This is a genomic window from Bartonella koehlerae C-29, from assembly GCF_000706625.1.
In the GTDB taxonomy this organism is placed as follows: Bacteria; Pseudomonadota; Alphaproteobacteria; order Rhizobiales; family Rhizobiaceae; genus Bartonella; species Bartonella koehlerae.
This window is the reverse complement of record NZ_KL407334.1, coordinates 993,189-1,006,915: the sequence shown is the minus strand read 5'-3', so window position 1 is coordinate 1,006,915 and position 13,727 is coordinate 993,189. Positions and strand designations below refer to the sequence as shown.

Genomic DNA, 13,727 nt, shown 5'->3' with positions numbered 1-13,727 from the left:
CTCAATTTTTATTATCGCGAAAACGATTAACAATGGGATAACGGCGATCACGTCCAAAGTTCTTGTAACTGATTTTTACGCCAGGGGCAGATTGCCGCCTTTTATATTCGGCACCATAAAGAAGGTGTTCAATTTTCTCAACTGTTTCCCGTAAATACCCACGTTTAATAATATCACAAACACTCATGTCATTTTCTATAAGGGATTGTAAAATATCATCCAGAATAGGATAAGGTGGAAGAGAATCTTCATCTTTTTGATTTTCCCGAAGCTCTGCGGAAGGTGCTTTTACTATAATATTAGGGGGAATTACAACTCCCTCTGGTCCCTTCAAATTTTGCAAGTGATTTTTATTGCGCCACTGAGCTAATGCATATACCTGTGTTTTATAAACATCTTTAAGAGGATTAAACCCTCCATTCATATCACCATAAAGTGTTGCATATCCCACAGCCATTTCCGATTTATTACCTGTTGTTACCACCATTGAGCCAAATTTATTCGAAAGTGCCATCAAGATAACACCGCGTATACGACTTTGAAGGTTCTCTTCTGTTACACCAGATGGCAATCCTAAAAAAACAGGTGCCATTGTCTTCAAAAAAACTTCAACAAGTTGAACAATTGGTATTATTTCATAACGACATCCTAAAAGATGCGCGCACTTTTTAGCATCTTTTAATGATTCCTGTGAAGTATAATGATAAGGCATCATTACAGTGCGAACCTTCTCAGCACCAAGAGCATCAACCGCCATTGTCGTACATAGAGCTGAATCAATTCCTCCTGAAAGACCAAGAATAACATTCTGAAAGCGGTTTTTATTGACGTAATCTCTCAAACCCAAAACACAAGCTTGATAATCAGCAGCTAACCCATTAAGAAGAGTTTCATTTGGACCAGAAACACATTGCCATCCAGCCGTTTTTCGTCGCCAATGACTTAAAGCAATATGACTTTCAAAATGTTTCATTTGAAACACCATTTTGCCTTCTCCATTCAATGCAAAAGATCCTCCATCAAAAACCAGCTCATCTTGACCACCAACTTGATTAGCATAAACAATTGACAAACCGGATTGAAGAGCTTGCGCACGTACAACTTCTATTCGCTTTAGTGTTTTATTACGATGATAGGGAGATCCATTAAGGACGAGAACAATCTCAGCTCCTTTATTAGCAAGTTCTGCACATAGAGAGAAATCATTCCAAATATCTTCACAAATCACTATCCCTAGTTTTAGTCCACGATAGACGATAGGCTCAAGGCGTGGACCAGAAGAAAATACACGCTTTTCGTCAAATTCAGCATAATTAGGTAGATCAAGTTTCAAGCTTTCAGCAACTATCCGTCCTTCATCAAGAAGCGCAACACCATTGTAAATGTTATTATTATGCCTTAGAGGAAGACCAATGACTATTCCTGGCCCTCCTTTTGTTAGCTTTGCTAATTTTTTAACAGCATCTTTACATGCTTTAGTAAAAACAGGTTTCAGAACAAGATCTTCCGGTGGATAAGCACTTATAAAAAGCTCCGTGAATAATACAAGATCAGCATCTTCTTCTTTAGCCTTTTGATGCGCCATTATAGCAAGAGAAGAGTTTCCCTCCGTATCACCAACGATAGGATTTAATTGGGCAACTGCTACCCGAAAATCATTTTTCACAAGCTTTTGTACCATTTTATCCGTTTGGCAGCCATAACTCTGCTTTACTTATCGAAAACATTTCTTTTTCAAAAAACCTCTGCTCTTATAAAAATTTAAATAAAAAATGTTATGTATTATTTTCTGTCTAACTGTTCGCAGCAAATACTAATGGTTCCGTATCACGATTTTTCTTCAGGAGTTCAGCCACAAGAAAGGCTAATTCCAACGCTTGATCTGCATTTAATCGTGGATCACACTGCGTATGATAGCGATCAGACAAATCTTCTACAGAAATAGCACGTGCACCACCTGTACATTCTGTTACATCACGACCAGTCATTTCAATATGAATGCCCCCTGGATAAGTTCCTTCTCCATAATGCACTGAAAAAAAATTCTCTACTTCCTTCAAAACATAATCAAAGGGGCGCGTTTTGTAGCCATTAATAGTAACTGTATTACCATGCATTGGATCGCATGACCATATCACCTTACGCTTTTCGCGTTCAACTGCCCGGATCAATTTAGGCAGATAATTCTTAACTTTATCATAACCAAAACGTGTGATGAGTGTTAACCGCCCCGGTTCATTTTCAGGATTTAGAATATCAATCAATCTCAAAAGTTCATCAGATTCAATGGAAGGGCCACATTTCAATCCAAGTGGATTTTTAACACCGCGGCAATATTCAACGTGGGCATGATCAATCTGACGTGTACGATCGCCAATCCATAACATATGGCCAGACGTTGCATACCAATCTCCAGAAGTCGAATCAATTCGTGTTAAAGCCTCTTCGTATCCAAGCAAAAGTGCTTCGTGACTGGTATAAAAAGATGTTTCACGTAATGAAGAATTTGTTTTGGAGTTAATTCCTATAGAACGCATAAAATCAATCGCTTCAGAAATACGCTCTGCTAGCATTTCATAACGTTCGCCCTGTGGGCTATTAGAAACGAAACTCAACATCCATGCGTGAACATTTTCTAAATTAGCATAGCCCCCTTGTGAAAAAGCACGCAACAAATTAAGCGTTGCAGCAGACTGGCGATAAGCCATAGACATTCTTTGAGGATCAGGAATACGAGAATTCACCTCAAACTCAATGTCATTAATAATATCTCCTCGATAAGAAGGAAGCTCAACACCTTCTTTACTTTCCATGTCTGAAGAGCGTGGCTTTGCAAACTGACCAGCAATACGACCGATTTTAACAACCGGCTTAGAACTGCCAAAAGTTAAAACAATCGCCATTTGCAAAAATACACGAAAAAAATCACGGATATTATCAGCTTCGTGCTCTGCAAAGCTTTCTGCACAATCTCCTCCTTGCAATAAAAAAGCCTGACCTTTCGCAACAGTTGCTAATTCATTTTTCAAATCACGTGCCTCACCCGCAAAAACCAAAGGAGGATAGCTCCTTAGCTTTCGTTCAACATCTGCTAAAACAAATTTATCAGGATAAGTCGGAACTTGTTCAATTGGCCTTGTTCTCCAGGAATCTGGCGCCCATTTTTTTATCATTATATTCTCTCCAGAAACTTAAGCTTACAAATCGTCACGCCAAACGCTTTACGCTCTACCGCAATATACACTGCTGTTCAATTGTCGAGTTTTTCCCCGTTTTCATATACATAACTCGGTTTATACATCGTTACCAATTCTTCTGCGATCGTCGGATGCACTGCCATAGTTTTATCAAAAATATCCTTCGTTACTTTCCCCTTGAGAGATATGCCAATAAGCTGTGCCATCTCACCAGCATTTTCCCCTAAAATATGGGCCCCTATAACAATACGGCTTTCACCATCAACAATAAGCTTCATAAATACTTTTTCCGAATTTCCGGAAAGAACACTGCGCATAGGACAAAAAACTGTACGATAAATCTCGACACGCTTATAACGATGAAGTGCTTCTTCTTCTGAAAGACCAACCGTTCCGATCTCTGGCTGTGAAAAAACCGCTGTTGTGATTAGATCATAATCAGGTGTTGTGGATGTATTCTCAAATGCGTTCTTAACAAAACACATTGCATCATGAATAGCAACAGGTGTCAATTGAATATGACCTGTTACATCACCAACAGCCCAAATATGAGATACATTTGTCATCATTTTTTCATCAACAACAACTGCACCCAATTCATTCACTTTAACGCCTGCCCGTTCGAGTCCCAAACCCGTCGTATTTGGCACACGCCCCGTAGCCAACATAATCCGATCGGCACGAATCGTTTGTCCACTTGTTAAAATAACATCATAGCAATTCCCTCTAGACTGAACTTGAGAAACAGTTGCTCCATAAACAATAGAAATCCCTTTTGCAACCATTGCATTATTAAGCAACTGGCGCAAATCATAATCAAAATTACGAAGAATTAAATCACCACGATGGAGAAGCGTTGTTTTTACACCTAATCCATGAAAAATGTTAGCAAATTCCACGCCAATATACCCTCCACCAACAATGACTATTGATTTTGGTAGTTTTTCAAGATCAAAAATTTCATTGGAAGTAAGACATAAATCACTACCTTTTATAGTAGAGTTTGATGAAATTTTTGCCCCTGTGGCAATCAAAATTTTTTCTGCGCTTACCCATTCACCTGTCATAGAGAGTTCTAATGTATGTTCATCTACAAAAACAGCACGACTTTCATAAATATGAACATTGTTATTTTGTAGTCCCTTGCGATAAAGTCCTTCTAATCTTGATATTTCTTTATTTTTAGCCGCAACCAATTTTTCCCAGTTAAAAATTGGATCAGCGTATTTCCATCCAAAATCAACGCTCTTACTAAACTCTTGTGCATATTGTGATGCATAAACATAGAGTTTTTTGGGAACGCAACCGCGAATAACGCAAGTTCCTCCTATACGATACTCTTCTGCTATCGCGACACGTTTGCCGAGTGCTCCAGCAAGACGCGCAGCACGCACCCCACCAGAACCGCTTCCAATAACAAACAAATCAAAGTCAAAGGATCCCATAAACTATTCCTTCTTATATGTCTTCAAACAAGAGGCTCTCGTCATTTATATTAAATGAAAGTCCTTTTTTATTCTCCAGTCTCATTTTTTCTATAAAGTAACATCCTAAAAAGACTTACTTTTATTAAAAACGGCGGAAAAACCGCCATTCAAAAAAAAATAAACAAAGAAGCATTCATTATTATAAATGATACCACTTAAGCTATTCGGGATTTTCTGAAGAGCTAGATTTCGTAGGTGTAATGGAATTTTCTAAATGAAGTGTTTCAGACATTTCTTTTTTTACATTTTTTACAAGATCCTGCATAATACTAGAACGCCATGAATCAAATGTAGAATAAGCATCACGTGCAATACTTGGAACTTCTGTTAAAAACTTTTTACCGGTATCGGAATTATAGAATGCCGTGATTGCATCAAGCTCTTCTTGAGTAAAATACTTTGCATATACCTGAGCAATTTCTTTTTCTAAATCAGAACGCCGTTTCACCAAAGCAAGTGCCTGCTTATCAACAATCTCAGAAATAGCCGTTGCCAAATTCGGATCATCGCCTATCAATTCATTTTTGAGATCACGTGCTGCAGTTGGTAAAAAGCTATCAAATTGATCAGTGGCATGAATAGCATTGATAGTCTTTCTCGCTGAAATTAAATGCTGAACGCTTACACCCTGTGCATGAACTATTCCAACATTCACAAACACAACAGCAACTGCACCAAAATACCCTATAAAACGCTGAAAAGAAAATATTTTTTCCATGTAATGATTACCCCGATAATTAATTGTAATTCAAATTTATTATTTTACCAAAAACCTTCAACCTCTCTTTATTACGCTGACCTAGAGAGATGTAAACTGTCTTACCTAAAAATCAAACGGTTCTAAAACTTTTATTTGACTATCCGCCATCGCTACAATTGCACGTGAAGCCAATCCCAAAAAAAGACCATGCTCAACAACACCAGGAATTGCAAGAAGTACCTCCGATAATAATTTTGGCTGTAAAATGCTCCCCCAAAATGCATCAAAAATGAAATGACCACCATCTGTTTTAAATGGGTTGTCTCCATTCATTCGTAATGTAATTTTCCCAGAAAGCCCTAAATCACCAACTGCTTTTTCAATGGCGATGCGTGTAGCGTGCATACCAAACGGATTAATTTCAATTGGCAACGCAAAAGCACCAAGCGTTTTTACCATTTTTGTTTCATCAGCGATGACAAGCATTGCATGAGAAGCCGATGCTACAATTTTTTCATGCAATAATGCTCCACCCCCTCCTTTAATAAGAGTCATCTCTGGACCAATTTCATCCGCCCCATCAATATCAAGGTCTAGTTCAGGTATTTTTTCTAAAGTGCTGATAGGCACGCCGAATTTATGACAGAGTTGTTCAGAATACTGCGAGGTTGCAACACAAGTTACGCGCAGACCATTCGCGATACGCTCACCTAGAAGAGAAATAAACTCATTTACTGTCGAACCAGATCCGATACCAAGCCGCATATCATCTTCAACAAATTCAAGCGCTTTTAAAGCTGCCATTTTTTTTAACTGCTGAACATTCATGAATTATTTTACCTTTTATCAAAGCAGTAACATTTACTACAATTCGATAACAAAAAGTAACCTATTGCCTCACTCTTGCCATGTAATGTATTCGTCACCTTTTTGTTGAGGAAATGTTAATTGTTATAAAAATTATTATAATAATAAAATAGAATAATTAACAATTTTATCTCTTGATAAAATTTATTGACATTTTCCATATTCAATAAGCATTTTGAGCTGATTTCTCACTATTGATAAAATACACACATAAAATGCTTTTACAAAATTATAAATTGTTCAGATCTCAAAAAAAATGTTTGTTTTTTGAAAAACTGTGAACAATTGGGCATCTCTAATACAATGCCCATAAAAAATAACAAAGTTTCATAAAAAAATATGCCTATCATTTCCTATTCTATATTTTTCCTAGACGTGAAAAAGGATGGAGAATGCAACAGGTTGTACGATTTTTGTGAATACTGCCTGTACCTATTCCATGGTCTGTAAAACCCTACCAAGGACCAAATGATCTCTCCACTTTTAGTCATCATAACACTCCCTCGTGTTAACAATTGTTGGGGAGTGAATACTATTTTTGTTTTCTTGTTGCATGTTTGACTACTCATTGCAAATGTCTTAATCATGATGTCTGCTTCTACACATTGATCTGTTTTTCCACGTAAAACAATCACTTTTAATCCATTTTCTAATAAAGATACACACGCATGATTATCACACATGAACTGTTCATTAAATGAAGGGCCATATTTCGTTGGCTTAATTATTTCATTCACACGAAATGATTTTTCCCATATAGATGTCGTAAATTTAGAAATATGGTAATGATCAATATATAATTTCTTTTCACTGATAACACCCACGACCCTCATATTCTCTGCTATAATGAGTTGTACAGGTGAATGCACCAAGCAAGCATAAATACCAGCCAGAATAAAAAAACTAAAAAAAAACCTGAGAGATGTTTTGCAAAAAGTCAATCCAACCAAACCTATACTGAATAGAACCAACGCAGATAACGGCATAGATCCAGGATTCAAATCAGGAGAAATGGATGTGACAGCATGAGCAATTTTTATCACAAGACCAACACCAAAACCCATAATTTGAAGTGGTAACCATTCAAGCCCCAAAAACATTGCAAGGACTGCAATTAATCCAAAAGGTATGATGAGAATTGAAACTATTGGCAAAGCTAAAGAATTGCTGATGATGGTAAAAAATGCAATATTGGAAAAATGATAAACAGCGTAAATTCCGCTAGCAATCCCCGCTACAAATGAAGATGCACATATTGAAAGTATCGATAAGAACGCAAAGTAAATCACTCCAGCTCCAACATAAGAGGATCTTGTGTTTCTCTTACGAAAAAATGATCTCCCACTCCACCAATCAAAAAATGCAATCAAAGCTGCGGTTGCCGAAAAAGACATTTGAAAGCTGGGGCCTAATATTTCATGCGGCATAATAGCCAGAGTTACCAAACCTGCAATAGAAAAATTACGCATTGTTACAGCAGAACGATTAAACAGTACGGCAATCAACATAACTGCAATCATCATAAAACTTCTCTGTGCTGATACAGCTACACCAGACAGTAGCAAATAAAAAGCTGTTATCATTAATGCAATAATGGCAGCGAATTTTTTAGCGGAATAATAGGATGAAAAAACTGGAAAAAGTGCTAAAAAATTACGGATGATTATAAAAATTATGCCACTTAACAAAGCCATATGCAAACCTGATATTGATAAAATGTGCGCTAATCCAGCTATCCGCAATGCTTCATTTATGTTATTTGAAATACCACCCCGCTGTCCCGTTATGAGTGCAGCCGAAACGCTACCCTTTTCCCCATTAATTGCCATACGGATTCTTTGTGTCATGTTTATCCGTAAATTCTCAATTTTCTGTAGGACTATAGCTAATATGCTATCGGGCTTCGAAACTGATATTTTGATTGGTTTTCCAAAATAAACCCCTTGTGCACCAATTCCTTTAAAATAATTATGGAAACTAAAATCGTAGCCTCCTGGATATACTGGCCCAGATAATGCACGAATCTTGACTTTCCCATATAACCCATCACCAATTGCCAATCCATGTGGTAAATGCCTTGCTGATAAACGAACACGATGAGGAGCATGATGTAATACTGGCTTTTCTGTACTTAAAACATCTAGAACTAAACGAAATTGCCCTCTTTGCCTTGCATCAATAGAAACAATTCTTCCTGTTAATGTAGTAATGATGTCGCCACTTAACATTGGTGTAGATATACGCCACGTTTCTATTTTTGCAGCCAAAACGCCTAAGACAATACAAAACAGAAATCCCGTAGTGATCCATATTCTTTGATAAGAGCGTAAAATATATAGTATTCCAAGAAAGAGACTAATCAATACCCCCAATTGCCCCCAACTTGGCTCTTGCTCTAACCTAAAATAAAAAATGATGCCTATGGAAAAAAAGATTAAAATTAACGAAAAAAGAAGCCCCAAAGAGATTTCTTTGTATATGCAATCTATCAACCACTTCCAGAAAAAAATTATTATTTTTTTTAAGGGTGTAAATAAGAAAATCTCTTGTTTGTTACAACTATCGTTCTTTGCACCATAAAAGGTAGACAAAGCAGCGTGCCATATCAGTCGTGATTTTTTTCTTTCTGATACATTCCTTATGTACACACCATCCTTAACTTTATCTCGATGAAACATCCGCAAATCCCCAATCCCCACTTTACTTGCAATGCGGCTATTGCACACCCTATTACCTATGCTAACATAACTTTTCCATAAAATTCTATAAATAACATCTTAATTTTAAAGGAAGATATCCGTGCCCGTTATTACCCGCTTTGCACCTTCACCAACAGGATTCCTTCATATCGGAGGTGCCCGTACTGCCCTCTTTAATTGGCTTTATGCAAAACATACTGGTGGAAAAATGCTCCTACGCATTGAAGATACAGATCGAGAGCGCTCAACAGAAGCAGCTGTAAAAGCTATTATAGATGGTCTCCATTGGATGGGACTTAGTTATGATGGTCTCCCTATTTCACAATTCGAACGAGCAGAACGTCACCGCCAAGTCGCTGAACAACTGGTCAAAGATGGAAAAGCTTATTATTGCTATGCTTCCCCTGAAGAATTAGCTGAAATGCGTGAAAATGCCCGAGCAGAAGGTCGCCCACCGCGTTATGATGGACGTTGGAGAGAACGTGATATATCGAGAGCTCCTAAAGATATAAAACCTGTTATTCGTATCAAAGCACCACAAGACGGAGAAACAATTGTGCGCGATCGCGTTCAAGGTGATGTTCGCTTTCCTAATAAAGATCTGGATGACTTTATTATTTTACGTTCCGATGGTTTGCCCACTTATATGCATGCCGTCGTCGTTGACGATCATGATATGGGTGTAACACATATCATACGTGGTGATGACCATCTCACAAATGCAGCCCGCCAAACAATCATTTTTAATGCAATGGGATGGGATATTCCTGTTATGGCACATATTCCACTTATCCATGGTGAAAATGGCGCAAAATTATCAAAACGGCATGGCGCACTAGGTGTCAATGCTTATCGAAAAATGGGGTACCTTCCTGCTGCTTTGCGCAATTATCTTGTCCGTCTGGGTTGGAGTCATGGTGATGACGAACTCATGTCAATCGAAGATATGATTTCCTGGTTTGATATTGATGATATTAATAAAAGTGCAGCGCGTTTTGATCTCAAAAAGCTCGACGCCATCAATGGACATTATATACGTATGAGCAATGATCAAAACCTTTTTGATGCTGCTCTTAATATTTTAGAAGAAATTGAAGGTGGATTACAAATCATGGAAAGGCTTGATGAACAACGTTGTGCTCAATTTCTAAAAGCTATACCAAATTTAAAAGAACGTTCAAAAACACTTTGCGAACTCATTGACAATGCCTCCTTCATTTTTATAAAACGTCCATTACAGCTTGATGAAAAAGCACAAAGGCTCCTAGATAAAAATGGCCTAGCCATTTTAAAAGCTATTTATTTTACTTTGAAAGCTTGCTCTTCTTGGGATGTAAAAAGCTTGGATGAAACTCTTCGATCTTATGCACAAACACAAGATCTCAAATTTGGATCTATTGCTCAACCACTTCGCGCAGCTCTCACAGGACGCCCAACATCTCCGGGAATTTTTGATGTCCTTGCTTTATTAGGACGTGATGAGTCTCTTAACCGTATCAATGACCAACTTGTCACATCCGCACGCTCATTGGATATAGATCAATGTATTTAGCCTAATGAGAATCTGTTTCATCACTATGGGTATCAAGGATAGATGACTCAACACAAACTGAAAGTTACCTTCTCTCTCAAATAATTGAAATACATGTTTGGCAAAATTGCAAATAAAAATATTTTTATATTGCATGTACCAACTTTTAGAGTAAATCTACCCTCACATAGTAGAAAAAGCTTCATTTATACCCTTCCCTCTTTGATGAAGCGGCATCTTGATTTTCAAGGGAGAAGGATCTGAAAGGAATGTCTCATGTCTGAGAATAAAGCACACATTACTGTGAATGATAAAAAAATAGAACTCTCCGTGCGTAAAGGTACACTTGGCCCTGACGTTATTGAAATTGCTTCTCTCTACAAAGAAATAGATACTTTTACCTATGATCCTGGTTTTACCTCTACCGCTTCGTGTGAATCGAAAATCACTTATATTGATGGTAATGAAGGAATTTTGCTTTATCGCGGTTATCCTATTGATCAATTGGCTGAAAAAGGAGACTTTCTTGAAAGTTGCTATCTTTTACTTTATGGTGAACTTCCAACAAAACAAGAAAAAATTGATTTTGACCGCTGTATTATGCAGCATACGGTGGTTCATGAACAGTTTGCAAGATTTTTCCACGGTTTTCGTCGCGACTCTCACCCTATGGCTGTCATGATTGCATGTCTTGGAGCTATGTCTGCATTCTATCACGACTCTATTGATATTACAGATCCTCAACAGAGAATGATTGCTTCTATTCGTCTCATTTCAAAGGTTCCAACTCTTGCCGCTATGGCCTATAAATATAGCATCGGACAAGCATTTGTTTATCCACGTAATGATCTTAGTTACGCTGCAAATTTCCTCCATATGTGTTTTTCTATCCCTTGTGAAGAATATAAAATTAATCCAGTGCTAACTCGAGCTATGGATCGAATCTTTACCCTTCATGCAGATCATGAACAAAATGCTTCTACATCCACTGTACGTCTTGCAGGTTCATCAGGTGCTAATCCATTTGCATGTATTGCAGCAGGTGTTGCATGCCTTTGGGGACCAGCTCATGGTGGAGCCAATGAAGCATGCCTAAAAATGTTACAAGAAATAGGTTCTGTTGAAAGAATCCCTCAATTCATTGCACGTGCAAAAGATAAAAATGATTCTTTCCGCCTTATGGGTTTTGGTCACCGAGTCTATAAAAATTATGATCCACGTGCAAAAATTATGCAACAAACTTGTCATGAGGTTTTAAAAGAACTAAACATTCAAGATGATCCACTTCTTGATATTGCTATCGCACTTGAAAATATTGCCCTGAATGATGAATATTTTGTTGGAAAAAAACTTTACCCTAATGTCGATTTCTATTCTGGTATTACATTAAAAGCTTTAGGTTTTCCAACTGAAATGTTTACTGTTCTTTTCGCACTAGCACGCAGTGTTGGCTGGGTTGCACAATGGAAAGAAATGATTGAGGATTCTGCACAAAAAATTAGTAGACCACGCCAGCTTTACACAGGCTATACCACACGTGAATATGTCCCTATAGACAAGCGTGTAAATTAAAGTAACCATTCACTCAAGCTTCAATTTATTGAAGCTTGAGTAAGAATGTTCAATGGTCTGAAAATCAAATGTTTTTACAATCTTCGATTTTAAAGCTCTCTTCATGGCTATAACATTATCATAACACAAAAATCGTGATGGAAATTTTCTGATGAACTCTATTTGGTGAATCAATAGAATTAAGGTGACTCTTCTTTCAGATCAGCGATATATTTTGTAAAATAAAAAAACTTCGATTGATAATTCTACTCACTTAGACACTTATTACCCACAGCTCCATCTATCTACAAATAAAAAACATTATCTCCATATGAAAACTCAGTGATGGTAAGAATTTCACTCTCTCACCTAAAACAGCATCGCAAAAAATTACCTAAGTGCTTTTTTCAACTAAAAATACCTTTTGCACTTTCTCTACAGATTAGGAAAAAGTTCAAAATCTAAGCCTATTATTAAAATTTTTCTATGAAAAACCGACATAAAAAGTACTGTTATATGCCTATATAACACTATGCAAAGAATCTTTTTGAAATTATCTGTTAGCAATATACTTCTTTTACGAGTAAAATATCCGCATTGACCCAAAATAATTGATTTTTTATGCTCTTCGATATGTAGATATCTCAGAAAAAATTATTCTACTTAAGAAGTGTCTTTTTTTAAAAGCTAAATTCTCAATTTTTGTCAATAAAATATTTCTTTCCTCTATTAACCTTGAATAAGAATAGATAATTCTTTTTAATAATGATATTCTTGCAATGATAATAAAATGAAGCCAAATAAATTTTTTGCATTGCTCTTAGAAGAGCTTACAGATTATAAAATACATGATGATCTAATATTCTCTCGCTTATCCGATAGGAGAACATAATGAAATTATTAGCTGTAGCCCTCATAACAAGTGCAACACTGTTCGCCCAATTGGCCAATGCTAAAACACTGAAAATTGCGAGTGATGCTTCCTACCCCCCATTTAGTTACGTCAACTCAAATAACGAACTTCAGGGTTTTGATATTGATATATCTTATGCACTGTGTAAAAAAATGAATGTCGAGTGTACTATCGTCACCCAAGACTTTGAAGGAATGATCCCTGGACTTCTTGCAAAAAAATACGATGCTATCATTTCTTCTCTCGCTCCTACAGAAGAGCGCTTACAAAAAATTGATTTCACAGACGCATATTACAGTACAGAATTGGTTGTAATCGTTCACAAAGATTCAGGAATTAAAGAAATTTCGGCAGAGGCTTTTAAAAATAAAAATCTTGGTGTGCAATCAAATACAACACAAGCTGCGTACGCAGAAGATCATTATGCATCTGAGGGTGCCAATATCAAACTTTATCCTACTGCAATAGAAGTTAAGCGTGATCTTTTAAGTCATAAGGTTGATGTCGTTATCTCTGATAAACTGGCAGCAGTAACATGGCTCGGAAATGAAGAAAAAGATTGCTGCCAACTTCTTGGTAGTCTGGAAAAAACAAAATTGCCCATTGCAATTGCTATACGCAAAAATAATAACGATCTTAAAAATAAGTTCAATGAAGCAATAAAAGAAATCCGTGAGGACGGAACTTATGATAAAATTATGAAAAAATATTTTACATTCGATATTTATTAAAAATATCAATACAAACTAAATTTGAAAAAATTATTTATTGTAAGAAAATTT

The 13,727-nt window shown here is 36.8% G+C and carries 9 protein-coding genes; 3 read left to right on the top strand and 6 right to left on the bottom strand.

The features are described 5' to 3' along the window. Nucleotide 1: 1 nt before the first annotated feature. From O9A_RS04245 to O9A_RS04220, 6 genes are all read right to left on the bottom strand, one after another. Nucleotides 2–1,666: an NAD+ synthase gene (locus O9A_RS04245; RefSeq protein WP_084790513.1), complete on the bottom strand. Its 1,665-nt coding sequence runs from the start codon at nt 1,664–1,666 to the stop codon at nt 2–4. A gap of 127 nt (nt 1,667–1,793) precedes the next feature. After that, nucleotides 1,794–3,173: a class II 3-deoxy-7-phosphoheptulonate synthase gene (locus tag O9A_RS04240; protein ID WP_034459110.1), complete on the bottom strand. Its 1,380-nt coding sequence runs from the start codon at nt 3,171–3,173 to the stop codon at nt 1,794–1,796. Nucleotides 3,174–3,250: 77 nt separating this feature from the next. Beyond that, nucleotides 3,251–4,642 carry a glutathione-disulfide reductase gene (gor, locus tag O9A_RS04235; protein WP_034459107.1) on the bottom strand — a complete coding sequence of 464 codons (1,392 nt, stop codon included), beginning with the start codon at nt 4,640–4,642 and terminating at the stop codon, nt 3,251–3,253. Nucleotides 4,643–4,844: 202 nt separating this feature from the next. Further along, nucleotides 4,845–5,402 carry a DUF2059 domain-containing protein gene (locus tag O9A_RS04230; protein WP_034459104.1) on the bottom strand — a complete coding sequence of 186 codons (558 nt, stop codon included), beginning with the start codon at nt 5,400–5,402 and terminating at the stop codon, nt 4,845–4,847. Between the two features lie 105 nt (nt 5,403–5,507). Further along, nucleotides 5,508–6,212, bottom strand: a complete 705-nt coding sequence (rpiA, locus tag O9A_RS04225; protein ID WP_034459101.1) for a ribose-5-phosphate isomerase RpiA — start codon at nt 6,210–6,212, stop codon at nt 5,508–5,510. A gap of 392 nt (nt 6,213–6,604) precedes the next feature. Then, nucleotides 6,605–8,929: a ComEC/Rec2 family competence protein gene (locus O9A_RS04220; protein ID WP_051665634.1), complete on the bottom strand. Its 2,325-nt coding sequence runs from the start codon at nt 8,927–8,929 to the stop codon at nt 6,605–6,607. Between the two features lie 121 nt (nt 8,930–9,050). On the opposite strand from O9A_RS04220, the gene gltX reads away from it, so the two are divergent. From gltX to O9A_RS04205, 3 genes are all read left to right on the top strand, one after another. After that, entirely contained in the window at nt 9,051–10,502 is a 1,452-nt protein-coding gene (gene gltX, locus O9A_RS04215) for a glutamate--tRNA ligase (RefSeq protein WP_034459099.1), read from the top strand. Nucleotides 10,503–10,757: 255 nt separating this feature from the next. Then, nucleotides 10,758–12,053, top strand: a complete 1,296-nt coding sequence (gene gltA, locus O9A_RS04210; protein WP_034459096.1) for a citrate synthase — start codon at nt 10,758–10,760, stop codon at nt 12,051–12,053. Between the two features lie 870 nt (nt 12,054–12,923). Next, nucleotides 12,924–13,676, top strand: coding sequence for a transporter substrate-binding domain-containing protein (locus tag O9A_RS04205; protein ID WP_034459093.1), 753 nt, complete (start codon nt 12,924–12,926; stop codon nt 13,674–13,676). The last annotated feature ends 51 nt before the right edge of the window (nt 13,677–13,727 follow it).

Excerpts from the sequence above, each read along its gene's own strand:
- O9A_RS04240 (WP_034459110.1), bottom strand. The coding sequence starts at position 3,173 with ATGATAAAAAAATGGGCGCCAGATTCCTGGAGAACAAGGCCAATTGAA.
- gor (WP_034459107.1), bottom strand. The coding sequence starts at position 4,642 with ATGGGATCCTTTGACTTTGATTTGTTTGTTATTGGAAGCGGTTCTGGT.
- O9A_RS04230 (WP_034459104.1), bottom strand. The coding sequence starts at position 5,402 with ATGGAAAAAATATTTTCTTTTCAGCGTTTTATAGGGTATTTTGGTGCA.
- rpiA (WP_034459101.1), bottom strand. The coding sequence starts at position 6,212 with ATGAATGTTCAGCAGTTAAAAAAAATGGCAGCTTTAAAAGCGCTTGAA.
- O9A_RS04220 (WP_051665634.1), bottom strand. The coding sequence starts at position 8,929 with ATGTTTCATCGAGATAAAGTTAAGGATGGTGTGTACATAAGGAATGTA.
- gltA (WP_034459096.1), top strand. The coding sequence starts at position 10,758 with ATGTCTGAGAATAAAGCACACATTACTGTGAATGATAAAAAAATAGAA.
- O9A_RS04205 (WP_034459093.1), top strand. The coding sequence starts at position 12,924 with ATGAAATTATTAGCTGTAGCCCTCATAACAAGTGCAACACTGTTCGCC.